This window comes from Xanthomonas sp. NCPPB 1062 (assembly GCF_041481705.2).
Taxonomy (GTDB): domain Bacteria; phylum Pseudomonadota; class Gammaproteobacteria; order Xanthomonadales; family Xanthomonadaceae; genus Xanthomonas; species Xanthomonas euvesicatoria.
In genome coordinates this window covers 1,559,988-1,583,574 of record NZ_CM192987.1, presented here as the reverse complement: position 1 = coordinate 1,583,574, position 23,587 = coordinate 1,559,988, and the positions used below count along the sequence as shown (strand labels likewise).

The window sequence follows — 23,587 nt, the reverse complement described above, 5'->3', positions numbered from 1 at the left end:
GGAGATTGGGGATTTGTAACGGCAGTCTACTGGCACGTCGAAGCCGCGATAGTGCTCTTGCGAATCCCCAATCCCCAATCCCGGCAATGCAACCGCACGGCTGCGTACGGGCCAGCCACACCGCTTCAGCTACACTCCCCGCCTTACGTTGACGACGCCATTGCATGAATCCTAACTACCTCGACTTCGAGCAACCCATCGCCGATCTGGAAGCAAAGATCCAGGAACTGCGCAAGGCCAGTACCGGGCCTGCGGTCAACGTGGAGACCGAGGTGCGGGCGCTGCGCGACAAGCTGCGCGTGCGCACCGCGCAGATCTTCCGCGATCTGTCGGCCTGGCAGGTCTCGCAGCTGGCGCGTCATCCGCAGCGCCCGTACACGCTGGACTACATCGACACCATCTGCGACGAATTCCAGGAGTTGGCCGGCGACCGCGCCTATGCCGACGACAAGGCCATCGTCGGTGGCCTGGGCCGCATCGACGGGCGCCCGGTGGTGATCATCGGCCACCAGAAGGGCCGCGACACCAAGACCAAGGTGGCGCGCAACTTCGGTATGCCGCGCCCGGAGGGCTACCGCAAGGCCTTGCGCCTGATGAAGCTGGCCGAGCGCTTCCGCCTGCCGCTGCTGACCTTCATCGACACCCCCGGCGCCTACCCTGGCATCGGCGCCGAAGAGCGCGGCCAGAGCGAGGCGATCGCGCGCAACCTGCTGGAAATGGCCGAGCTGAAAATTCCGGTGATCTGCACCGTCATCGGCGAAGGCGGCTCCGGCGGCGCGCTGGCCATCGGTGTGGGCGACCGCACCCTGATGCTGGAATACGGCACCTATTCGGTGATTTCGCCGGAAGGCTGCGCCTCGATCCTGTGGAAGGACGCGGCCAAGGCCAAGGACGCCGCCGAACAGCTCGGCCTGACCGCCAAGCGCCTGAAGGGCCTGGGCCTGGTCGACAAGGTGATCCGTGAACCCACCGGCGGTGCGCATCGCAATCCCGAACAGATGGGCAAGCGCCTGAAAGCGGTGCTGCTCAACGAGCTGGACGCGCTGGAAAAGATTCCAGTGGATGCGTTGCTGCAGCAGCGCTACGAGCGCCTGCGCAGCTATGGTGCCTACGAAGGGCATTGATTCGCACGATGGCCGGCCGCGCCCAGCGCGCGGCCATGGAAAGGACGCCACACCCGCATGTCTCCGCTCCTGCTGATCTCGCTGCTGCTGCAAGCCGCCTGCTGCGTCCACGTCGTGCGCAGCGGGCGGCCCCTGTACTGGATCTTCCTGCTGCTGGCGTTTTCGCTGCTGGCGGTGCTGGTCTATGTGTGCGTGGCGGTCATCCCCGATCTGCGCAACGACCCCAATGCACGCCGTCGCCTCAAGCGCGTGCGCAGCACCCTGGATCCGCAACGCGAACAGCGCGATGCCTCGCGCCGACTGGATGTGGCCGACACTCCGGAAAATCGCCGCCAGCTCGCAGAGACCTTGCTGGCGCGCGGCGATTACGCCCAGGCCGCCGAGCATTACCAGGGCGCGTTGCGCGGCTTGTATCGCGATGATCCGCACCTGATGCTCGGTCTGGCCAAGGCCCAGTTCGGGCTGGGCCAGCCACAGCAGACGCGGCAGACCCTGGATGCCTTGATCGCGGCCAATCCCAGCTTCCGCTCGCATGACGGGCATCTGCTGTATGCACGCGCGGTCGAAGGCAGCGGCGACACCGAGGCTGCGCTGCACGAGTACGAAACGCTGGCCCAAGGCTATCCGGGCGAAGAAGCGCGCGTGCGCTATGCACAACTGCTGCAGCGCATCGCACGCAATGACCAGGCCAGGGCGGTGTACGAACAGGTGCTGCGTCACGCCGCCGCCTCGCCCAAGCATTACCAACGCGAGCAACGCGCCTGGGTCGACCTGGCACGCAAGGGCCTGCGCGAGCTGGACACCAGCGCCTGAGGGCCGCCGACAAGACGCTCGCAGCTGCAGGTTACATGCATTGAATCGCTCGGCAACGAATCGCTCGGCACCTGATCAAGGCCATCAACGTGCAAAGGAAGCCTGAAATCGAGGCAGTTCTGAAAGCCGAGATCGATCATCTGCTGGAGCAATCCACACAGCGGTTTCGCAGCGGCGCCCTGGCGGAATCGCTCGCCCTGGGATTACAGGCGTGGGCGCTGATCCCCGAACCCAAGGCGAACTGGGACTATTACCCGCAAAGCCTGTCTGCAGGTTTCGTCCAGGATTACGCCGACCTGCACGATCAGGAAAACGTGCATCGATGGATCGAGGTGATGGCGCTGATGTACGACGACCCAGACCACACCGATCATCTTGTGCTGATGACCGAAGGCGAGGCGATGCTGCAGCTCGGCGATGAGGCACGTGCCTGCGCTGCCTTCGGCAAAATTCACGCGCTGTACGGCAAAAAGGGATTTGCCGGACACCAGAAACGGTATCTGGAGATGCTGCTCAAGCCACACCCGACCGGCGCATGAATTCATATGCGCCCTAGCGCGGCCTGCCGGATTCATCGACCCTTGCTCTGGCGCGCACATGGCGACATCACTGGCCGTCCCACCATGAAGCACCGCAGGCATTTGCGGTGGGACACCGGAATGCCCCGCATTTTTAGCAGTGGCAGCTGTGGGCACCTGCGCGCCGAAGCCGTCGGGCGTGCGTAGATGCGGTGCGCAATGCGCTCAGAACGGCTTGGCCAGCACCAGCCAGATCACGCCGACCAGCAGGATCACCGGTGCTTCATTGAACCAGCGCAACGCCCGCCCGCTGGGCACTGCACGCCCCTGTTCGGCGCCTTTGACCCAGCGGCCGGACACGATGTAGTGGGCCAGAATCAAGGCCACGGCAAACAGCTTGGCGTGCAACCAGCCGCCAGCGACCATCGTCGGGAAATCCGGAATGACCCGGTAGCCCTGCCATAGCACCGCGCCCAGCAGCAGCGCCAGACCGAGCATGCTGTGGCCGAATGTGTAGAGCCGCCGCCCCATCAACACCAGGCGCGCGCGCACCGCGGTGTCGCTGCCGGCTTCGGCGATGTTGACCAGAATGCGCGGCAGGTAGAACACCGCGGCCATCCAGGCGATCACGAACAACAGATGGAAGGTCTTGATCCACAAATACAGGGTCATGCGCTGGCTCCGCTGGCTCGCGTAGGATGGCCCGCATTTTCACCTATCCGCGCGCGCGAAAGCAGCCAAGCCCATGCAGCAGTCCGCTCCCAAACAATACGACGCCCACTATTTCCGCCGCTGGTATCGCGATGCCGGCCTGGCCGATCCCGCGCGCCTGCGACGCAAGGTCGCACTCGCCGTCGCACAGGCCGAGTACTACCTGGAACGACCGATCCGCAGCGTGCTCGACGTCGGCTGCGGCGAGGCCGCGTGGCGCGCGCCGTTGTTGGCGTTGCGGCCGAAGCTGAGCTATCTGGGTTTCGACAGCAGCGCCTATGCGGTGCAGCGTTATGGCCGCAGCCGCCAGATCCACCCCGCCCGCTTCGGCGACTTCGCCTGGTTGCGCCCGTGCGCACCGGTGGACTTGCTGATCTGCTCGGACGTGCTGCATTACGTGCCCACCCGCGAATTCAACCAGGGCCTGCCTGGATTGGCCGAGATGTGCGCAGGCGTGGCGTTTCTGGAAGCCTTCGCCGAAGAAGATGCGTTCGAGGGCGATCACGACGGTTTCCAGGCGCGACCGGCGCGCTGGTATCGCAAGCGCTTCGCCAGCGTGGGCTTCGCTGCGCTGGGGTCGCACTGCTGGCTGTCGCCGCAGCTGGCTGACCAGGCATCGGCGCTGGAGCGCGGCTGAGCGGGATGGTGGCTGCCAGCGAGCAGCGCGTGGGGTATCGCGTCGCCTGGAGCCATCGCTGCGTGGAGGGAGATCGCCCAGCACCTTCTCCCCCGCTCCGCGCCCCTGCCCGCGCTTGTGGCGGGGCGCTCAAAGATGCGCGTCAGGTGGTGCGCAGGGCCTGTCGTCCCGCCCCGCAGTCAAGGCGCTTGCCTTCCAGAAATCGCTGCCACAAAGCCGTGACAGCCTCAACCGTCCGCAGCCCCATTAAGGTGCAAATGCGCCAAAACCGGTATGCTGCGCGGCAGCAAAACCGCACGGATGGGTGGAATGCTTTATCAACTGCATGAGCTGACCCGCAATCTGCTAGCCCCCTGGGTGCATCAGGCCCAGGCGAACGCCAAGATGTTTTCCGACCCCGACAGCCTGTGGGCCTCGCTCCCGGGCGCCGAGCGTATGGCCGCCAGCAACGAGCTGTTCCACCGTCTGGGCAAGGAATACGAAAAGCCGGCCTGGGCGCTCGACGATGTCGAGGTCGACGGCCATTCGCTGCCGATCATCGAACGCGAAGTGCTGAGCAAGCCGTTCTGCCGGTTACTGCGCTTCAAGCGTTTCAGCGACCACGTCGAACTGATCGGCAAGATGAAGGAGCAGCCCGCCGTGCTGGTGGTTGCGCCGTTGTCCGGCCACCACGCCACGTTGCTGCGCGACACCGTGCGCACCCTGCTGCGCAACCACAAGGTCTACGTGACCGATTGGGTGGATGCGCGCATGGTGCCGCTGGAGGCCGGCGCGTTCCGGCTCGAGGACTACATCACCTATATCCAGGAGTTCATCCGCCACATCGGCGCCGAGCGCCTGCATGTGGTGAGCGTGTGCCAGCCCACCGTGCCGGTGCTGGCGGCAGTGTCGCTGATGGCCAGCAACGACGAGCCCACCCCGCGCTCGCTGGTGATGATGGGCGGTCCGATCGATGCGCGTCGTAGCCCCACCCAGGTCAACAACCTGGCCACGGAAAACGGCATCGAGTGGTTCCAGAACAACCTGATCCACACGGTGCCGTTCCCGTATCCGGGCCATGGCCGCCAGGTGTATCCGGGCTTCCTGCAGCACGCCGGCTTCCTGTCGATGAACCCCAACCGGCACGTGATGTCGCACTGGGATTTCTACACCGACCTGGTCAAGGGCGACCTGCAGGATGCGCAAGCGCACCGGCAGTTCTACGACGAATACAACGCCGTGCTCGACATGCCGGCCGAGTATTACCTGGACACCATCCGCGTGGTGTTTCAGGAGTTTTTGCTGCCCCAGGGCAAGTGGAAAGTGGACGGCCAACTGGTCAAGCCATCGGCGATCCGCAATACCGCGCTGCTGAGCATCGAAGGCGAACTGGACGACATCGCCGGCCTCGGCCAGACCGAGGCGGTGCACGATCTGTGCACCGGCATCGATGCGGCGCATCGTCGTCACCTGGTCGTGGAAGGCGCCGGTCATTACGGCATTTTCAGCGGCCGCCGCTGGCGCGAGGTGGTGTATCCGCAGGTGCGCGAATTCATCGCGCGCTACGATGCGGATCCGGTCGGTAGCCGCGACCTGGCCACCGTGACCCCGATCCGCAAGCGCGGCAAACGCGCCTGAGTTACCCAAGAAAATCCCCGGCAATGCCGGGGATTTTCATCTCGATCTGCGTGCAACCGCCACAGCGCGTCATGCCAGCGGCAAGCAGCACCATCGACCTGCGCACGCTGACATCTAGGCCAGTCGCATCACGCAGCCGCCTCTCCGCTCCTGACCAGCAGTTGCTTGGCGAACATGCCGTGCAGCTTGCCGAACGCGCGTGCCAGATGCAGCGTAACGAACAACAACAGCACGCCCACCGCGAACAACGGCAGCGTCAGCCAGGCGCTGGTGATGTCCACGCCATCCCAGGTCAGCACAGCGACCTTGTCGAACAACGCCGCGATCGGTGAAGCGGCCAGGCCCAACGACAGCGATAGCAGCGTGCAAAACACGGTGAAATACACAATGCCCAGCGGCAGCATCAGCAGGAAGTACAGCATCGTGCTCCAGGTCCGCGCGTCGGTGAACATCGCGCCGATGCGCTGCAGCCAACCGCCTTGCAGGCCCGGGTGTTGGGGGCGACGCGGCATGCGCACGCCCAGCAACGTCTCGACCACGCGGCCTTCCACCAGCGACAACACCCGCACCGAGCCGAAGAACAACACCAGCAGCGGCACGCCGATGATCAGGATCAGCATCCCCACCGACAGGCTGGCGCCGGTCACGACCCAGGTGAAATAGAACACCCCGGTGAGCAGTGACAGCAGCATGTAGAACAATGCGCCATAGGTGCGCGGGTCGGCAGCCACGCCGAAGAACGTGCCGATCCACGATGCCCGCTGCGGTGGCACCGGGGGGCGCAGTGCGCGTGCCACGGTCACTTCGGTTTCGCGGTAGATCTCTGCCACTTCCTCCGGGGCGCCGTAGCTGCTGGCCACGCCAGCAATGACCTCGGCCTCGCTCTTGCCTTGCTGTTCTGCCAGTTCGGAACGCAGATACTCTTCGGCGTCGTACAGCGCGTCCTGGATCATTGCCGGATCTGCCCCGGACAGCGCCTGGCGCAGCTGCAGCAGATAATCGCCAATGGTGGTCGGCAACGGGTGGGCCTGTGCAATTGTGTTCATGAGTGGGTCCCCTCCAGCACGGAATCAACGGAATCTCGGGTGGCACGCCAGGCGGCGGTCCAGTCGCGCAGGCAGTCACGCCCGCTGTCGGTGATGCGGTAATACCGCCGCGGCGGCCCGGAGGCCGAGGGTTCGACATGGCTGTGCAGCAACCCGGCCCCCTCCAGATTGCGCAGCACCGGGTACAGGGCACTCTGCTTGCCGCTGAGCACGCCCTCCAGACGCTCGAGCCGCTTGGCAATGAGGTAGCCGTACAGCGGTGCATCGGCCTGCGCCAGGACAGCCAGCAAGGCCAGCGACACGGTGCCCGCACTCAGTTCCTTCTGAAATTTGCGTAGGTGGATATCCGGCTCGCTCATCGGCCATCTCCGCTAGGTTGAAGGTGATGCTATGTAGAACCTAGCTATAGTGAATGTGCCGGTAGTCACGGGCGGGATTGGGGAGTCGGGATTGGAGATTCGCGAAAGCAAGAACAAAGGCGTGGTCGCCAGCTTGTGTGAGTAATTGTCAGCATCGCAGCGAACTCCACCGCAAAACGCAGCGCCGCCGTTGCGAATCCCCAATACCGAATCCCGACTCCCCGCCCCGCTAGCGCCCGCCTGCGTAAACCCAGTGCGTTCATGAGCTTAGAACCTTTGGGTTACTGCCTTTCTGGCACGGCTTTACTACAGTCGGTGTCCCCCCTGCCGATACCTTTCGCCTAGGGGTTTTCACTTTCGATGGGGAATACGATGCAAATGACACGCTTGGCGCAGCCGGCCATGGCTGATACTTCCTTTGGTGCCACACGGCGCCTGTGCCTTGCGATCGGGTTGGCGCTGCCGGGCCTTGGCCTGGCGCAGGTGCAGCCGGCGCCGACCAATGCCGAGCAGGCGGTCGCCGAGCCGGCCAAAGCGCCGGTCACCGCCGCACCGGCAACCGCCAAGGGCTATCCGCTCGAAGCGCAGGGTTGGGGTGCCAAACAAGGCGGCAACATGTGGCAGGTGCGCTGGGCCGAAGACTGGTCGTATCTGAAGGACCCGTCCAAGCGCAAGAGTCCGTTCGATCCGCTCAAGTACATCCCGCTCAACGACGACGGCGATGTGTATGTGTCGCTCAGCAACGAGTTGCGCGTGCGCAGCAATACCATCACCAATCCGGGACTGATTCCCGGCAGCCATTCGCAGCAGCAGTATCTGCTGCGCGCCTTCTTCGGCGCCGACTTCCATGTGGGCGAGCACTTCCGTCTGTACACGGAATTGGCGCATGGCAGCCTGGACGGGCGCAACGAAGGCACCAAGACCGGCACCCAGGAAAACAACGCGATCCTGCAGCAGGTGTTCTTCGACGTGAAAGGCCGGATCGGCAGCGCCGACACCGGCTTGCGCGTCGGCCGCCAGGTGTTCGTCGATGGCCCGACCACGCTGATGGCGCTGCGCGACAACACCGATATCTTCGTGACCTTCAACGGCGCGCGCGCCTGGGCAATTGGCGACAGGACACGTGTTGACCTGTTCGATTTCAATTTCAACATCGATGGCACCGAAGGCCTCGGCGATGATCGCATCGACCGCTCGCGGCACTTCCGCGGCGTGGTCGGTGGCTACCGCCTGGCGACTGCCAAGCCGATGTACCTGGAGCCGTTCTTCTATCAGTTCCGCAACGACAACCAGGTGTGGGGCCGCCAGACCGCGGAAGAAAACCGCAATTACTACGGCCTGCGCCTGTGGGGCAATGTGGGCAAGCTGCGCACCGATTCGTTCGTGACCGTGCAGCGCGGCAGCTTCGGTGGACGCGACCTGCGCGCCTACATGGCCAGCACCTCCAATGCCTGGTCGCTGAGCGAATCGGGCTGGAAGCCGCGCCTGGGCTTCCATAGCGAAATCGCCTCCGGTGGCGGCGGCACCTCCGGCACCGGCACGTTGCGCAACAACAACTTCCTGTACGGCAACACGATCTACTTCAGCTGGGCCACGTTCTTCGGCCCGGTAAACCTGGTCACGGCTGCACCGACGTTGACGTTTTCGCCGACCTCCAAGCTCACCGTGAACCTGGAGTGGGAAACGCTGTGGCGCCAGACCACCAGCGATGCGATCTACAACAACCAGGCACGCGCCTACGCACGCACCCAGAACACCGGCGAGCGCCGCATCGGCACCATGCCGCGCATCAACGCCACCTGGAACATCGACCCGAACTGGTCGGTGACCTTCCGCGCCGAACATCTGATGGCCGGGCCGGCGTTGGAGAAGGCCGGCTACGGCGATTCGACCTTTGTGATGGGCTGGTTGAACTTCCGCTTCTGACCACAGCCGTTGGGTGCGCCATGCATCCCCAATAGGCAGTGGCATCATCACATGCCGCGTCCCGCAAGGACGCGGCATGTTGTTTTTTACGTGCGGGCATGCCGATGACAGCGAACAAGGCAGACACAGACGCGCGCGCTGCATTCAAGGCGTAAGGTCGTCCTGACCTCCGGCCGCTTCAGGCAACCAACGCACCACTGCGCAGATACCAGGCAGGCGTGGCCGATGCTTCGCATCGGCATTGCCACGCACGCTGATACATGCGCGCCTCCGAGCGCACCTGGCGACTGCTCGATCCGATTGACTGCTATCCGTCGGAGGTCGCCAGGCAGCCGCTGCGGATGCAAGCATTGCGCATGCAAGCGCAGACCGCCTGCACCAGCGCTGCGACCTGCGCCTGGCGATGCGGAAGGCGTCTTGTTTTAGTGAGCCGCTGAGGCTGCCTGTGTGGCCGCGATCGCACTGCCTGGCAACGGCCAGCGATCATTGCCCGCCACGCCCTCCGGTCGTGCGTACTGCCGAAGCGTCAGGCTCTTGCCGTCGTTTCCGGTGCCTAGCGGGCGCACCTGTCCACGCAACGCAGGCGGTAGCGCGGCGATCTGCTGCGCCAGCGGCGTTGTCGGCGCAGGATGGTCGCGCAACCACTGCAGCGCCGACAGCGCGCGCAATGCAGCGGCGGTGTCCTGCATCTTGTGCTGATAGTTGACGTAGTCCGGATGCGACACGCTCGCCAGCAAACACCCGGTTGCATTGGCGATGCAGGCCACCGATGCGGTCTGGGGCAGCGGGATCAGCGTTTGCGGAACCGGCCGATCCTGCGCCAGCAAGGTCCGCACCGGCGCGCTGCAGGCCCAGGTAAAGGTGGGCGCCAGCAAGGCCTGGGTGCGTTCGTCGTCCAGCAACCGTAACGGGAAGCGGTCTTGCCAGGACGATTGGCTGCCTTGCGTCAACGCATCCTCCTGCAGCATCGCAAACACCATCCGCGATTCACCGTGCAATGCGTGACACAGCGCGATCTCATCCACCGGCAGCGGCGCAAAGGCAGCGGCGCATTGCGCGGGCAGCGGATGCTGCGCCGGCAATTCGGCCAGCATGTCGGCAAACAGGTGCGCATTGCCGCGCAACATCGCCGCGCCGATCATCGTGATCGCCAGATTGTCGCTACTGCGCATCAGGACACGGGCCACCTGCGCATCGGTGCAGACACCGGACAAGGCCTGGGTGGTGCGCCCCTGGACAAAGTCCAAGGCGCTGGCCGTCATCGACAAGGACATGCGCGGCAGTTCGGGCAACGGCGTATCGGCGCGTGGACGGAACGGGCTGCGGTAGTCGGCGTGTTGCGCCAACGCCCGCATCCGCGCCAGCATCGGTGCCTGTGCGGCCAGCGCAGCGGCATAGGCCTGCGGTTGTTCGCGCACGCGCTGCAAGCATCCGCCAGCGCTGGCCATGCATAGCGCAGGCGCGCCGGATGGCCAACCTGGCAAGCGCCGATAGCCTGCAGCGGCGCTTTGGAATGCCGCATGCTCCGGCAACCGATTGAATCGCGCGAGGTCTTGCGCCAGCACTGTCTCGCGCTGCGCCTCGGGAATCGCGTACGACAACGACCACAGCGCCCCGAACATGTTGCTCCCGCGCAACGGTGGAAGCGGCTGGCGCAGCTGCGCCAACGCCTCACGCTGCGATTCGGGAATCGGCCAATGCCTGGAGACCGTATACAGCGCCAGCACCGCTGCGATCAGGATGCAGACACCGAGCAAGGCGGCTTTGAGAAATTTGGCGAGCACGTGCGAAAGATCCATCCCTGGGAGCTGCGCATCTTAGTGCCATCTGCGCAGGCCTGCGATGGGCATAGACGCATCGCGTGCCTTGGGGCTACAGACCATCGGCAACCGTGTGTCTGGCGGCCCGCGCAACGTTGGGCAATGACACCGCGCGCTGGCGATGGGCGGTGGTCTCAATAAGTAGTTGAAAGAATCCGGGTGCTGGCAGACCTCGCCCCACCTTTCATCCGCGCTGCGCGCCATGGTTCCCAACGGCAGGAGGGCTGTACGAGCCGTACGGGTTGCCCGCTGCCGCTGGGCTGCGGGTGCCGCCAGGTCTGTGTCGAGATGAGTACAGGAATCATGGGATTGCAGCGGATCGCGGCACGCGAAACACTCTTGCCAATCGCGAATGCCTGCTGCCAAACCCCGCCCCCAGCTCCACCGAGCGTGGCCGAATGCCTACACTATGGCGATGTCCGAATCCCCCACTCCCCACGTCCGCCCTTCCCTGCAACGGGTCTTTCTGACCGGGTTGCTCACCTTGCTGCCGGTCTGGTTGACCTGGGTGGTGGTGAAGTTCGTTTTCTCGCTGCTTTCGGGCATCAGCAGCCCGTGGGTGGTGCCGCTGTCCGAACGCATCGCTGCCTCGTTCCCCGATTACCTGGGCTGGTTCAAGGCGCTGTGGGTGCAGAACACCATCGCGTTGATCGCCACGGTAGCAGTCATCCTGTTCGTCGGGATCCTGAGCCGGCGCGTGATCGGCCAGCGCTTGCTGCGCTGGTTCGAGGCCATCATGCGGCGCATTCCGCTGGCCAGCGTGGTCTACGACAGCGCGCGCAAGCTGCTGGACATTTTGCAGACCCAGCCCGGCAGCACCCAGCGCGTGGTGCTGATCGATTTCCCACATCGCGACATGAAATCGGTGGGCCTGGTCACCCGCGTGATCAAGGAACAGGGCACCGGCCGCGAGCTGGCCGCGGTCTACGTGCCCACCACGCCCAACCCCACCTCCGGCTACCTGGAAATCGTGCCGGTGGAACTGCTCACGCCCACCGACTGGAGCGTGGATCAGGCAATGAGCTTCATCATTTCCGGTGGCGCCGTGGCGCCCGAATCGGTTCCCTTCACCCGGACTGCGGATCGCTGACACCATGTCCCATGTGCGCACCCTCGACGATCGTGCGGTCCGCCTGTTCATCGCACTGGCGGCCTTCTTCTGCGTCAACGCGGCGCTGGCCGAGTTCATTGGCGTCAAGATCTTCGCGTTGGAAGACACGCTCGGCATTGCGCCACTGAACTGGAATCTGTTCGGCCAGCGCGGCTCGCTCAGCTTCACCGCCGGCACCTTGCTGTGGCCGATCGTGTTCATCATGACCGACACCATCAACGAGTTCTTCGGCAGCCGCGGGGTGCGTTTCATCTCGTGGGTGGCGGTGGTGCTGATCGGCTATGGCTTCGTGTTCGCCTTCGCGGCCATTGCGCTGGCGCCGGCGGGCTGGTGGGTCACTGCGGCGCAGAGCCAGGGGGTGCCCGATTACCAGGCCGCATTTGCGGCAGTGTTCGGACAAGGGCTGTGGACCATCGGCGGCTCGCTGGTGGCATTCCTGTTCAGCCAGTTGATCGATGTCTCGGTGTTTCACCGCATCCGTCGCGTCACTGGCGAAAAACACGTGTGGCTGCGCGCCACCGGCTCCACTGCGGTCTCGCAGGTGGTGGACAGCTTCGTGGTGATCTATATCGCCTTCGTGCTCGGCCCGCAGCATTGGTCGATCGACCAGTTCCTGGCGGTGAGCACGCTCAACTACATCTACAAGATGGGCTTTGCGGTCTTACTGATCCCGCTGCTGTATCTGGCACGCCGCGGCATCACCGCGTACCTGGGCGCCGAGCGTGCCGAGCAGCTGCGCGAAGAAGCCGCTGCCGACTGAGCCGGGCTGTCTCCCAGCCAGGGTCATCGCAACGCAATGGGTTGCGGCGGCAACGTCTGGCCGCCAGTGGTCCTGATCGCGGCGCTGCGAGCCAGCCCACCGCGGTGTGACTTGGACGCAGCCTTGCCGGCCATGTCGCAGCGCAACACATCACCCCGGGCGCAGCACCGCGCCCATGCGCCGCATGAATTGCCGATAGGCGGTATGCCCCCAATGGGTGGCCGTAACCGTGCGGATCGGGCAAGCTCCCCGCTCGCTTGTTTCCGGAGCCGGTAATGCCCCTCAGCTTTTCCCGCCTGCTGTCCCTGGCCATGGCCGCCCTCGTGAGCCTGTCGCTGGCGGCGCCGGCCGATGCGGCCAAGAAGAAGACCGCCAAGGCACAGACCACGCAAACGCGCGCGAAGGCGAGCAAAGGCAAGAAGACCGCCAAGCCGGCAGCCAAAAGCACCAAGGGCAAGGGCAGCAAGGCCGCCAAGGTCAGGCCACGCACGGTGGCCGCGCCGGTGGTGCTGACCAAGGCGCAGCAGCTCAACCTGCTGTACGACCAGTACTGGGACGCCTCACTCAAGCTCAACCCGCTGCAGGCCACCTTCCAGGGCGAGAGCCGCTACAACGACCAGTTGCCGAACTTCCTGTCGCCGGCATTCCGCCAGCAATCGCACGATTTCACCGTACTGTGGCTAGGCAAGGCCGAGGCGCTGGGGCCCGATGGGCTGAGTGGGCAGGACCTGCTCAGTTACCAGATCTTCGTGCGCGATGCGCGCAGCGCACTGGCCGCCGAGCAGTTTCCCAGCTGGATGCTGCCGATCAACCAGTTCTACAACATCGCCAGCATTGCGGTGGTGCTGGGCTCGGGCACCGGCGCGCAGCCGTTCAAGACGGTCAAGGATTACGACAACTGGTCGCGGCGTGCGCTCGGCATTCCCGACCTGTTCGAGCAGGCCATCGCCAACATGCGTGCCGGCATGCAGGCCGGCGTGGTGCAGCCCAAGGTGCTGATGCAGAAGGTGCTGCCGCAGCTGGACGCGATCATCGCGCGCAATGCCGAAGACAGCCTGTTCTGGGGGCCGGTGCGCAACCTGCCCGCCGACATGCCCGAGGCCGACAAGCAGCGCATCACTGCCGAGTACAAGCGCATGATCGAAGTGCGCATCATGCCGGCCTACCGCGCGTTGCGCGGCTTCATCGCCACCGAATACCTGCCCGCCTGCCGCGATAGCGATGGACTGGCGGCATTGCCCAATGGCGCGGCGTGGTACGCCTATGACGTACGCCAGAGCACCACCACGGATTTGACCCCGGAACAGGTGCATCAGATCGGCCTGGATGAGGTCGCTCGCCTGCAGGGAGAAATCCAGGCAGTGGCCAAACAGGTCAAATTCCGCGGCAACCTGCCCAAGTTCTACAAGTTCATGCAGACCGACCGGCGCTTCGGCTTCCGCAGCGACACCGAGTTGCTGGGCACGTACCGCAGCCTGCAGGGCCGCGTGCAGCTGGCGGTGCCGCGGCTGTTCAACACCCAGGGCATGCCGGCGCTGGAAGTTCGTGCGGTGGAACCGCAGCGTGCGCAATCGGCCGCCAGCGGCTCGTACATGCGCCCAAGCGGCGACGGCAGCACGCCGGGCATCTTCTACGTCAACACCTCGGACCTGCCTTCACGCAAGACCTGGGAGGCCGAGAGCCTGTACCTGCACGAAGCGGTGCCCGGCCACCACTACCAGCTGGGGTTGCAGCAGCAGTTGACCGACCTGCCCAAGTTCCGCCGCCTGGGCGGTGAGACCGCCTACATCGAAGGCTGGGGCCTGTATGCCGAATCGCTTGGCCGCGAGCTAGGGCTGTATGACGACCCCTACAACTACTACGGCTATCTGCAGAACGCCTTGTGGCGCTCGATTCGCCTGGTCACCGACACCGGCCTGCACAGCAAGGGCTGGACGCGTAGCCAGGCCATCGACTACATGGTGGACAACTCCGCCATGAGCCGCGCCGATGCCGAAGCCGAGGTCGACCGCTACATGGCCATCCCCGGCCAGGCGCTGGCCTACAAGGTGGGCGAGATGAAGATTGCGCAATTGCGCGAGCAGGCGCAGCGCGAGCTGGGCCCACGCTTCGATGTCCGCGCCTTCCACACCGAAGTACTCAAGGACGGCTCGGTGCCGCTGGATATCTTGCAGGACAAGATCCAGCGCTGGATCGCCACGCAGAAGGGATAAAGCGTACGGCTACGGTAGTTGGACGCTGCTGACCCGTTACTGCGGGTAGGCCTTCGATGCGCGCGCGTTCGCAGGTCGGGTCAGCCCAGCGCACGCGCCGCCGCCAGCGCGGCGATATCGCGCGGTGCGGTGCGGCAGCAGCCACCGATCAAGCGCGCGCCAGCCGCCAGCCAGTGCGCATGCTGGTCGGCCAACGTGAGCGCAGCCCCGTGACCGGCATGCCAGCGCTTGTCGCTGGCGTCGTAGTGCTCGCCCGAGTTCGGGTACACCACCAGCGGCAGCGCAGTCAGCGCCGCAAGGCTGTGCAATGCAGCGCTCGCCTGATCCAGTGCAATGCAGTTGATGCCCACCGCAATCACCTGCGCGCAGGCATCCAGCGCCGGCACCACCTGCGCCAGCGGCGTGCCGTCGCTCAGATGCGCCGCATCGCGCAAGGTGAAGGAAAACCAGGCATGCAGCTGCGGAAATTCGTGTTGCAGTAACTGCCGCAGCGCCACGATTTCGCTGGCCGATGGCAACGTCTCGCAAGCCAGCAGATCCACGCCCGCCTCGGCCAGCGCGGCGATGCGCGGGCGATGGAAATCCATCAACTGCTCGATCGGCAGCACGTAGTCGCCACGATATTCCGAGCCATCGGCCAGATACGCGCCATACGGCCCCACCGAGCCGGCCACCCACAGCGGCGCCGCCTACGGGTGCAGGGTCAGATGATCGGCACGCGCCTGCGCCGCCAGCGCCACGCTGCGAGCGATCAACGCCTGCGCTTGCGCAGCATCCAGTCCGCGTGCGGCAAATCCCAGCGGCGTGGCCTGATAACTGGCGGTGATCGCGCATTGCGCACCGGCAGCGAAGTAGTCGCGATGCACCTGATAGATCAGCTCCGGCTGCTCCATCAGCACGCGCGCCGACCACAGCGCATCGTTGAGATCGCAGCCGCGCTGTTCCAGCTCGGTGGCCAGCGCGCCATCCAGCACCACATAGCCATCGTGCTGCAAGGCCTGGCTGAAAGGTGCGTTGGCGCGCGGCTGGCGTGGAAGAATCGTCATGCGTGCAGTCTCCGGGCCGCAAGCCATTGAGTCAGTGCGTAGGCGCCATAGCACAGCGCGACGAACGGAACACCGCACCACAGCGCAATGCGCTGCTGCGGATCAAATGCCAGGCCGATGCAGGCGAGCAGACACAGCGAAAAGCCCAGAATTGGGGTCCATGGGTACCACGGCGCGCGATACGCCAACGTTTCCAGCGCAGCGCCATCGCGCAGCAGTTGGCGACGGAAACGGTAATGCGCCGCGCAGATGCTCAGCCACACCACCACGACCGCGAATCCCGAGACCGCCGAGATCGCAACGAACACCGTCTCTGGCGCATACACGCCGGTGAGCAGCGCCAGCAAGCCGCCCAGCATGCTCAGCGACACGGCACGCAGTGGAATGCCGCGGCCGGTCAGGCGCGCCAGGCCGCTCGGCAACGTGCCTTCGTTGGCCAACGACCACAGCATGCGCGCGGCCGCATACAGACCGGAATTGGCCGCCGACAGGATCGCGGTGAGGATCACCGCATTCAAGATGTCGGCTGCATATGGAATGCCCAACAGCTCGAAGGCGCGCACGAACGGGCTGGTTTCCACCGCCGCTTGTTTGGCGGGAAGCAGCGCCGCAAGCACCAGCACCGTGCCGACGAATAGCACCACCAGCCGCACCAGCGTGGTGCGGATTGCCAGCGGAATCGCGCGTGCAGGCTGGGCGGTTTCGCCGGCCGCCACACCGATCAACTCGGTGCCGGAAAATGCGAAATTCACCGCCACCATCGTCATCAAGATCGGCAGCGCGCCATGCGCAAACCAGCCCTCGGCGCGCAGATGGCGCAGCCCCGGTGCGGGCGAACCATCGGCCAACGGCAACAGACCGATCACCGCCGCGCCGCCAAGCACGATGAATACCAGGATGGTGACCACCTTGATCAACGAAAACCAGAACTCGCCTTCGGCAAACCAGCGCGCCGAGACTGTATTCAGGCCGAAGATCAGCGCGCAGAACAGCAGGCACCAGGGCCACGCCGGACTGTGCGGAAACCAGTACTGCATGCAGAACGCTGCGGCAGTCAGGCTCGAGCCCAATGCCACCGTCCAGGTCAACCAGTACAACCACGCCACCACGTAGCCGGTCGCCGGGCCGAGGTAACGCGCGGCATACACGTGAAACGCACCGGTTTGCGGCATCGCCACCGCCAGCTCGCCCAGGCATTGCATCACCAGGTACACCACCAGTGCGCCGATCAGATACGCCAGTACCGTGCCAAGCGCGCCGGTCCTGGCAATGATGTACCCGGTGTTGAAAAACAGGCCGGTGCCGATCACGCCGCCCAGCGACAGCATCACCAGATGGCGCACCTGCATGCTGCGCTGGAACTGCGGCGCGGTGGCAGACGACGATTCGGGCATGGGTGCATCTGATCGGGGGGAAGCTTTATCCTGCCACGCGCAGCCAGACGGGCACAGCCGTGCGCAAGCCAGCCGTGGGCGAGGGCCCGCCTCTGACTGGCGGGCGGTGATGCTGCCGATCGGTTCGTTCGCCGTGCCGGTCAGGGATCGAGCCGGCAATAGGCGCCCGGTATGTAGCCGAAGCTCTCGCTCATCGCTTTGCGAAACTCGGCGAATGTGAAGTCGGTCGCCACTCGCATCAACACGCCGGCATAGGCACCGCCGGTTTTGCCGTTGCTGCCGGTGCCCCACTGCACCTGCCAGGTTGCGTAGGTATTACCGTCGTGGGCCTGCGCGCGCTGCAGGTCCACACGCAGGCCTTTGACCAGTTCCATGCCCGAAATCACGCCTTCGCTGTTGGCGTAGTTGGCGGGGACTTGGATCACGGTACCGTCGTTGACATCGCTGCGGCGGATGCCGAGATGGTTGGCGATCTTCGCCGCCAGGTAGTCGTCGAGCACATGCTTGCGGATCGCGTTGCTGGCACTGCCGAACGTGCCGGTGCCGTTGTTGGTGTAGGTGGTCATGGAGAAAGTCCTCTGGTGTCGGGTGGATGACCGGATGGGCGACGGTGCCGGGCCGGTCAGAGTTGGTGCAGGCGTTCGATGAACCGCGTGCGGTCCTCGATGCGCTGGTCGGTGGCGATCAGCGGCCTGCCCTGCCAGGTCGCCTTGCCGACGCGGGCGAGGGTTACCTGGGCATCGGTGAGATCGGCGGCCTTAACCTCCACGCTCTCGGTCAACTGCGCATAGCTGATCAGCAACCGATCACGTGCGATGTAGACCACCTGGCTGGACGTCGCCGTGCCCATATTGATCTCGATCTGCTCCACCAGCGCCGGCAACCGGTGCGATGTCAGCAGTTCGAGGCGATTGACGCTGCAGATGCACGACCAGCCGGCAAACATGCCGTCCTCGGTGAGCAGGGGAGCAAATTGCGGCAGCCAGGCCAGCGAAAAGCAGCTATCGACGACCAGCGCCGGCGTGCGGATGCCGATGGTGACCAGATCCTCGATGAAGCTCGTGACCTTTTCGACACCTGTGCAGTCGTTTAACTTGGTCGGTGCTCCTTGGTTGTCGACATCGCCGTGGCCGCCGCCGATCCACAGCGTGTCGTAATGCAACTGCGGCGTGCCCTGCTCGGTGCGCGGCAAGGCCGCGACGATGGCGTCGCGATCGGGCAGCGTGCCGGCCGGGTGCCGGATCACATGCACGCCCTGGGGGATGGATTTGAGATGCTGCGGCTGGAACGCAAGAATGGACATGGGCAGGCTCGGTTGGCATGGAAGGACGATGCCGCGGCCGCGTCATGCAAACGCGCGCCGGTGCGACATCGGTGTCCAGCATCGGTGGCGGCGACAGTGCAGCCCATCGGCAAACCCCTGAGATCGGCCTGCCACGCGGAGGATGTTGGCGCTGCACGTCTGTGCTGGCGCCATGCGCGCGTCAGCCGTGCGGTGGTCTTCGATGTGCACGCACGGAGCGCTGCGTCACGCGCATTGCATAACCCCGCCCGATGTCGATCGGCCATCCTGCCAAACGCGCGCAGACCGGCACAGCCATGCGTAGGCGCGCGGTGAAACAGGACCTGCGGCTAACGCTCGGGCGGTTATGCTGCCGATTGGTTTCTGCTGGTCCTCTGACATGCCGCACCATTACCTTCCATCTGCGCAAGCATCCGTGCACTGCCTGCCCACAAATCTGCCAAGGCCACAGCACGCTGCGTGCGATAGCGGTGCTGCGTCCTGCATCGCGGACGGGCGCCTGCCATCTGCATGCGAGGCGCCGTCGAGCGCGCCGGCACTGCCCGGCCGGTCAACGTCAATGCGCCGGAGCGCGGCATGATGCTCGCCGGCATCCACCATGTGGCGATCATCGCCGGCGACTACGCGCGTTCCAAACGGTTCTATTGCCAGATCCTGGGCCTGCGCGTGCTCGACGAGCATTACCGACAGGCGCGCGATTCGTGGAAGCTGGATCTGGCGCTGCCCGATGGCGGACAGATCGAGTTGTTCTCGTTCCCCGCTGCCCCGGCACGCCCCAGCCGCCCTGAAGCCCAAGGGCTGCGCCACCTTGCGTTTCGCGTCGCAGATCTGGACAGCGCGGTTGCGCACCTCAATGCATCCGGCGTGGCCACCGAAGACATCCGCATCGACGAATACACCGGCCGCCGCTTTACCTTTTTTGCAGATCCGGACGAGCTGCCGCTGGAGTTGTACGAGGTCGGCTAGCGTATGCCTGACGGAACCGTAGTGCAGCGAGGCACGCGTACCCGTTGAGTCATACGCCGACCTTCGCCTCGCAAAGGTATCGACCGCGTGACTCAAGCGCAGGGACGAGCGGCCGTTATCAAGAGGCTGGCGTCATGTCGCCGCGGTGGCGTCGCAGGCATGGATGCGGCACAGACAACGTACGCCATGCCGGACCTGACGCATGTTTCATTTCATCTTGCGCATCGTTGTAGCCGTGGCGATCGTACTTGCCGGCTGCGGTTTTCTTTTCCCCAAGCGCTATGTCGCGCCAAAACCTGGCGAGCCGTTCGCCACCCTGTCGCTGGCCAAGCCCACCAGGCCCAACCCGATACCCATCGAGCCGGTCCAATACTTCGATGTTTTCGACGATGCCAGCTGCGCAAAGGGTGGCCATGGCGGATTTCTGGGCGCACTGACGCCGCCCGTCAACGGCGTGCTCGGGAAGTTGAGCAACAATCAGTCTCGCGAGGCGTATTCGGTTGTCCCCGACAGACAGCTGTTTTTACGTGCACGAATGGTGCAAACGCTCGACTCGCGTCGTCGGAGCCTGACCACAAACAATTGCACCAACCTGGTGACATTCACGCCCGCGCCTGGCGAGCACTATGTCGCTAGCCAGCTCTATGATGATCAACGCTGCCTGCTTACCGTCATCGACGAAAAGACCGGCCTTGCCCCGGCAGATTTGGAAGTTGTTCCGATTTCAGGCGAGTGCCATGCCGACTAGACGCATCCTGATCACGGCACTGGTCGCGCTTCTGGCCGGTTGTGGGATGACGCGCAGCGCGTCGATTTCCTTGTCGACCTTCGATGAGCCACGCGATGGGCCGCGTGCGCGTATCCGCTTGGTCACCGAACGACCCGCACCCGTGCTTTATCCAAACCGCACATGCGTCGGCGGAGCGATCCGTGGCGCCGGAATTGCGCCAAGCTCGCGGCCCGGTCCGTTCGGCACGGGCACGGGGCAGAAGATAGGGATACCTGCCGTTGCCGTCAGCGGAGGACGCTACGTGACTGAAACGCAGGTCAAGGCAGGCGAGCCGCTCACCCTGTCGCTGTCGGCAGGTGGCTGCATGGACAACCGCTGCGTAGTGAACGCACCGCTATGTACCGTAAGCCGCAGCTTTGTCCCTGAGGCCGGCCAGGATTATGTCGCCACCCTCCTGTTGCAAGGGCAGCAGTGCGAGGTGGAGATGTTCCGCATCGTCACCCAGCAGGGACGAACACGCCTCATGGCCGAGCAGACGGTGGCGGCATCGCGTTGCCCCGTTTCAAACTGAACGCCCTGACTTTCCCGCACCATACCCCACGGTATACATTCGCGATCAGGCCGCCGACGGCGGCCCTAGCAAACCCTGGGAGGGGAACCATGCGCAAGACCTTCAAGACCCTGTTGCTCGCGCTGCCGCTGGCGGCCGCTTCGCTGATGGCCCATGCGGCCGATTCGCCGGTGGGCCGCTGGACGACCATCGACGATGAAACCGGCAAGCCCAAGTCGGTGGTGCAGATCGAGCAGGCCGCCAATGGCACGCTGAGCGGCAAGGTGGTCGAGATCCTGCAGTCGTCCAAGGGGCCCAACCCGGTCTGCGACAAGTGCGACGGCGCACTCAAGGGCAAGCCGATCAAGGGCATGACCATCCTGTGGGGCCTCAAGCCCGACGGCACCGCAGTGTGGAGCGGTGGTTCGGTACTCGACCCGGCCAAGGGCAAGACCTACAAGTCCAAGATCACCCTCACCGACGGCGGCAAGAAGCTGCAGATGCGCGGCTACGTCGGCATCGAAGCGCTGGGCCGTACCCAGACGTGGGTGCGTGAGTAATCGGGATTCGAGATTGGTGATTCGGGATTTGCAAGAGCGGGCGTCCTTCGGGGCGCCCTTTTTTGTGCACAGGCGCATTTTGGGGCTTGCCTGCAAGCAGGATCAACGGCTGCCGCTGCTGCAGAGATGGCTAACGCCGCGCGGCTCGACAGGCAGGCGGCTTGATCCTGCTTTGACGAATCCCCAATCCCCAATCCCGGCTCACGACTAATGCGATAATCGCGCGTCCCCCGCATTACGCCCGCCATGACCCGCACCGCACTCGTCACTACTGCCCTGCCCTACGCCAATGGCCCGCTGCATCTTGGCCATCTGGTCGGCTACATCCAGGCCGATATCTGGGTGCGCGCGCGCCGGTTGCGCGGCGACAAGACCTGGTTCGTCTGTGCCGACGACACCCATGGCACGCCGATCATGCTGGCTGCAGAGAAGGCCGGGGTGACCCCGGAAGCCTTCATCGCCAACATCCAGGCCAGCCACGAGCGCGATTTCGCCGCGTTCGGCGTGACCTTCGACCATTACGATTCGACCAATTCGCCGGTCAATCGCGAGCTCACCGAAGCCTTCTACGCCAAGCTGGAGGCCGCCGGCCACATCAGCCGCCGCTCGGTGGCGCAGTTCTACGATACGGCCAAGGGCATGTTCCTGCCGGACCGCTACATCAAGGGCATCTGCCCCAACTGCGGCAGCCCCGACCAGTACGGCGACAACTGCGAAGTGTGCGGCGCCACCTATGCGCCCACCGAGCTGAAGGAACCGAAGTCGGTGATTTCAGGTGCCACCCCGGAACTGCGCGATTCGGAGCATTTCTTCTTCGAAGTGGGCCATTTCGACGGATTCCTGCGTGAGTGGCTGGCTGGCGACGTGGCATTGCCCGGGGTCAAGGCCAAGCTCAAGGAGTGGCTGGATGCCGAGGGCGGCCTGCGCGCCTGGGATATTTCGCGCGATGCGCCGTATTTCGGCTTCCAGATTCCCGGACAGCCTGGCAAGTATTTCTACGTGTGGCTGGATGCGCCGATCGGCTACCTGTGCAGCTTCAAGACGCTGTGCGCGCAGATGGGCGAGGACTTCGCCTCGCATCTGGTGGCCGGCACCCAGACCGAGCTGCATCACTTCATCGGCAAGGACATCGTCAATTTCCACGGCCTGTTCTGGCCGGCGGTGCTGCACGGCACTGGCCACCGCGCGCCGACCCGCCTGCACGTCAATGGCTACCTGACGGTGGACGGTGCCAAGATGTCCAAGTCGCGCGGCACCTTCGTCATGGCGCGGACCTTCCTGGATGTCGGCCTGGAGCCGGAGGCGCTGCGTTACTACTTCGCGGCCAAGTCTTCCGGCGGCGTGGACGACCTGGACCTCAACCTGGGCGATTTCATCGCGCGGGTGAATGCGGACCTGGTCGGCAAGTTCGTCAACCTGGCCAGCCGCTGCGCGGGCTTCATCGGCAAGCGCTTCGACGGCAAGCTGGCTGATGCGCTACCCGATGCCGACCAGTACGACCGCTTCGTCGCCGCGCTGGCGCCGATCCGCGAGGCCTACGAGCGCAACGACGCGGCCAGCGCGATCCGCCAGACCATGGCGCTGGCCGACGAGGCCAACAAGTACATCGACGACACCAAGCCGTGGGTGATCGCCAAGCAGGACGGCGCCGATGCGCAGCTGCAGTCGGTCTGCACGCAGGGCCTGAACCTGTTCCGCATCCTGGTGGCCGCGCTCAAGCCGATCCTGCCGCGCACCTGCGCCGAAGCCGAAGCCTTCCTGTCGGCGCCGATGACCAGTTGGGAAGACGTGGTCCGCCCGCTGACAGCGCACACGATCCAGCCCTACACCGCCCTGTTTACCCGTATCGACCCCAAACTGATCGACGCCATGACCGACGCTTCCAAAGACACGATGGCCGCACCTGCGGCACCGGCTGCAACCACCAAGCCCGCACCGAGCAGGGCCGACGCAAAGCCTGCCGCCGTTGCGAATCCCGAATCCCAAAGCACCAATCCCGGCTTCATCAGCATGGATGACTTCGCCAAGCTCGACCTGCGCATCGGCAAGGTGCTGGTGTGCGAATTCGTGGAAGGCTCGGACAAGTTGCTGCGTTTCGAACTGGACGCCGGTGAATTGGGCAAGCGGCAGATCTTCTCCGGCATTCGCGCCAGCTACGGCGAGCCGGACGCACTGGTCGGCCGCAGCGTGGTGTTCATTGCCAACCTGGCCCCGCGCAAGATGCGTTTTGGCATCAGCGAAGGCATGATCTTGTCGGCCGGCTTCGACGGCGGCGCGCTGGCGCTGCTGGATGCCGACAGCGGCGCACAGCCGGGCATGCCGGTCAGGTGATGGGATTGGGGAATCGGAAATCGGGAATCGTAAAAGCGGAGTCTGCAAGGTC

20 protein-coding genes and 2 pseudogenes are annotated in these 23,587 nt (G+C 64.7%); 14 read left to right on the top strand and 8 right to left on the bottom strand.

Annotation, left to right across the window (positions count from 1 at the left end; genetic code table 11):
- Positions 1–164 precede the first annotated feature (164 nt).
- The 3 genes and pseudogenes from ACCQ16_RS06940 to ACCQ16_RS06930 all read left to right on the top strand — a co-directional run bounded on the left by ACCQ16_RS06940 (position 165) and on the right by ACCQ16_RS06930 (position 2,476).
- Positions 165–1,124 (top strand): acetyl-CoA carboxylase carboxyltransferase subunit alpha, encoded by a 960-nt coding sequence (locus tag ACCQ16_RS06940; RefSeq protein ID WP_008578271.1) that lies wholly within the window; start codon positions 165–167, stop codon positions 1,122–1,124.
- 57 nt (positions 1,125–1,181) lie between these two features.
- Positions 1,182–1,937, top strand: coding sequence for a tetratricopeptide repeat protein (locus tag ACCQ16_RS06935; RefSeq protein ID WP_011346885.1), 756 nt, complete (start codon positions 1,182–1,184; stop codon positions 1,935–1,937).
- Between the two features lie 24 nt (positions 1,938–1,961).
- Positions 1,962–2,476, top strand: a pseudogene (locus ACCQ16_RS06930) (hypothetical protein).
- Positions 2,477–2,680: 204 nt separating this feature from the next.
- On the opposite strand, the gene ACCQ16_RS06925 reads toward ACCQ16_RS06930, so the two are convergent.
- A complete protein-coding gene (locus tag ACCQ16_RS06925) occupies positions 2,681–3,127 on the bottom strand; it encodes a HemJ family protein (protein WP_008578268.1) in 447 nt (148 codons plus the stop codon).
- 73 nt (positions 3,128–3,200) lie between these two features.
- Between ACCQ16_RS06925 and ACCQ16_RS06920 the strand changes: the two genes are divergently transcribed.
- A complete protein-coding gene (locus tag ACCQ16_RS06920; RefSeq protein WP_011346883.1) occupies positions 3,201–3,803 on the top strand; it encodes a methyltransferase in 603 nt (200 codons plus the stop codon).
- Positions 3,804–4,076: 273 nt separating this feature from the next.
- Positions 4,077–5,420 carry a polyhydroxyalkanoate depolymerase gene (locus ACCQ16_RS06915; RefSeq protein WP_008578266.1) on the top strand — a complete coding sequence of 448 codons (1,344 nt, stop codon included), beginning with the start codon at positions 4,077–4,079 and terminating at the stop codon, positions 5,418–5,420.
- A gap of 128 nt (positions 5,421–5,548) precedes the next feature.
- Here the strand turns inward: ACCQ16_RS06915 and ACCQ16_RS06910 are convergent, their stop codons facing one another.
- Both ACCQ16_RS06910 and ACCQ16_RS06905 read right to left on the bottom strand, forming a co-directional pair.
- Positions 5,549–6,466: a sensor domain-containing protein gene (locus ACCQ16_RS06910; RefSeq protein WP_014089737.1), complete on the bottom strand. Its 918-nt coding sequence runs from the start codon at positions 6,464–6,466 to the stop codon at positions 5,549–5,551.
- Positions 6,463–6,825 carry a PadR family transcriptional regulator gene (locus ACCQ16_RS06905; RefSeq protein WP_008578264.1) on the bottom strand — a complete coding sequence of 121 codons (363 nt, stop codon included), beginning with the start codon at positions 6,823–6,825 and terminating at the stop codon, positions 6,463–6,465. Before ACCQ16_RS06905 ends, ACCQ16_RS06910 begins: the two co-directional genes overlap by 4 nt.
- A gap of 372 nt (positions 6,826–7,197) precedes the next feature.
- Between ACCQ16_RS06905 and ACCQ16_RS06900 the strand changes: the two genes are divergently transcribed.
- Positions 7,198–8,751, top strand: coding sequence for an alginate export family protein (locus tag ACCQ16_RS06900; protein ID WP_008578263.1), 1,554 nt, complete (start codon positions 7,198–7,200; stop codon positions 8,749–8,751).
- A gap of 422 nt (positions 8,752–9,173) precedes the next feature.
- On the opposite strand, the gene ACCQ16_RS06895 is transcribed toward ACCQ16_RS06900, so the two are convergent.
- Positions 9,174–10,550, bottom strand: coding sequence for a hypothetical protein (locus ACCQ16_RS06895; RefSeq protein ID WP_218195523.1), 1,377 nt, complete (start codon positions 10,548–10,550; stop codon positions 9,174–9,176).
- 436 nt (positions 10,551–10,986) lie between these two features.
- Here ACCQ16_RS06895 and ACCQ16_RS06890 point away from each other — a divergent pair, with 436 nt between their 5' ends.
- From ACCQ16_RS06890 to ACCQ16_RS06880, 3 genes are all read left to right on the top strand, one after another.
- A complete protein-coding gene (locus ACCQ16_RS06890) occupies positions 10,987–11,661 on the top strand; it encodes a DUF502 domain-containing protein (protein ID WP_011050890.1) in 675 nt (224 codons plus the stop codon).
- A 4-nt stretch (positions 11,662–11,665) separates the two neighbouring features.
- The gene (locus ACCQ16_RS06885; protein ID WP_011346879.1) at positions 11,666–12,442 is read left to right on the top strand and encodes a queuosine precursor transporter; all 777 of its coding nucleotides are present in this window, start codon (positions 11,666–11,668) and stop codon (positions 12,440–12,442) included.
- 275 nt (positions 12,443–12,717) lie between these two features.
- Positions 12,718–14,655 (top strand): DUF885 domain-containing protein, encoded by a 1,938-nt coding sequence (locus ACCQ16_RS06880; RefSeq protein ID WP_008578259.1) that lies wholly within the window; start codon positions 12,718–12,720, stop codon positions 14,653–14,655.
- A gap of 80 nt (positions 14,656–14,735) precedes the next feature.
- Here ACCQ16_RS06880 and mmuM read toward each other — a convergent pair.
- From mmuM to ACCQ16_RS06860, 4 genes and pseudogenes are all read right to left on the bottom strand, one after another.
- Positions 14,736–15,701: pseudogene (gene mmuM, locus ACCQ16_RS06875) on the bottom strand (homocysteine S-methyltransferase).
- Complete coding sequence (gene mmuP, locus ACCQ16_RS06870) at positions 15,698–17,095, bottom strand: S-methylmethionine permease (protein ID WP_136733870.1); 1,398 nt, start codon at positions 17,093–17,095, stop codon at positions 15,698–15,700. Before mmuP ends, mmuM begins: the two are co-directional and overlap by 4 nt.
- A gap of 140 nt (positions 17,096–17,235) precedes the next feature.
- Complete coding sequence (locus ACCQ16_RS06865; protein ID WP_014089730.1) at positions 17,236–17,661, bottom strand: hypothetical protein; 426 nt, start codon at positions 17,659–17,661, stop codon at positions 17,236–17,238.
- A 56-nt stretch (positions 17,662–17,717) separates the two neighbouring features.
- Complete coding sequence (locus ACCQ16_RS06860) at positions 17,718–18,398, bottom strand: hypothetical protein (RefSeq protein WP_277572869.1); 681 nt, start codon at positions 18,396–18,398, stop codon at positions 17,718–17,720.
- 576 nt (positions 18,399–18,974) lie between these two features.
- Here ACCQ16_RS06860 and gloA2 point away from each other — a divergent pair.
- The 5 genes from gloA2 (at position 18,975) to metG (ending at position 23,535) form a co-directional block, all read left to right on the top strand.
- The gene (gloA2, locus tag ACCQ16_RS06855) at positions 18,975–19,364 is read left to right on the top strand and encodes an SMU1112c/YaeR family gloxylase I-like metalloprotein (RefSeq protein WP_008578253.1); all 390 of its coding nucleotides are present in this window, start codon (positions 18,975–18,977) and stop codon (positions 19,362–19,364) included.
- A 202-nt stretch (positions 19,365–19,566) separates the two neighbouring features.
- Entirely contained in the window at positions 19,567–20,112 is a 546-nt protein-coding gene (locus ACCQ16_RS06850) for a hypothetical protein (protein ID WP_041469517.1), read from the top strand.
- Entirely contained in the window at positions 20,102–20,665 is a 564-nt protein-coding gene (locus tag ACCQ16_RS06845; RefSeq protein WP_109290638.1) for a hypothetical protein, read from the top strand. The genes ACCQ16_RS06850 and ACCQ16_RS06845 overlap by 11 nt, the downstream gene beginning before the upstream one ends.
- An 89-nt stretch (positions 20,666–20,754) precedes the next feature.
- Positions 20,755–21,204 (top strand): DUF2147 domain-containing protein, encoded by a 450-nt coding sequence (locus ACCQ16_RS06840; RefSeq protein WP_003485424.1) that lies wholly within the window; start codon positions 20,755–20,757, stop codon positions 21,202–21,204.
- 246 nt (positions 21,205–21,450) lie between these two features.
- The gene (gene metG / locus ACCQ16_RS06835) at positions 21,451–23,535 is read left to right on the top strand and encodes a methionine--tRNA ligase (protein ID WP_014089726.1); all 2,085 of its coding nucleotides are present in this window, start codon (positions 21,451–21,453) and stop codon (positions 23,533–23,535) included.
- Positions 23,536–23,587 lie beyond the last annotated feature (52 nt).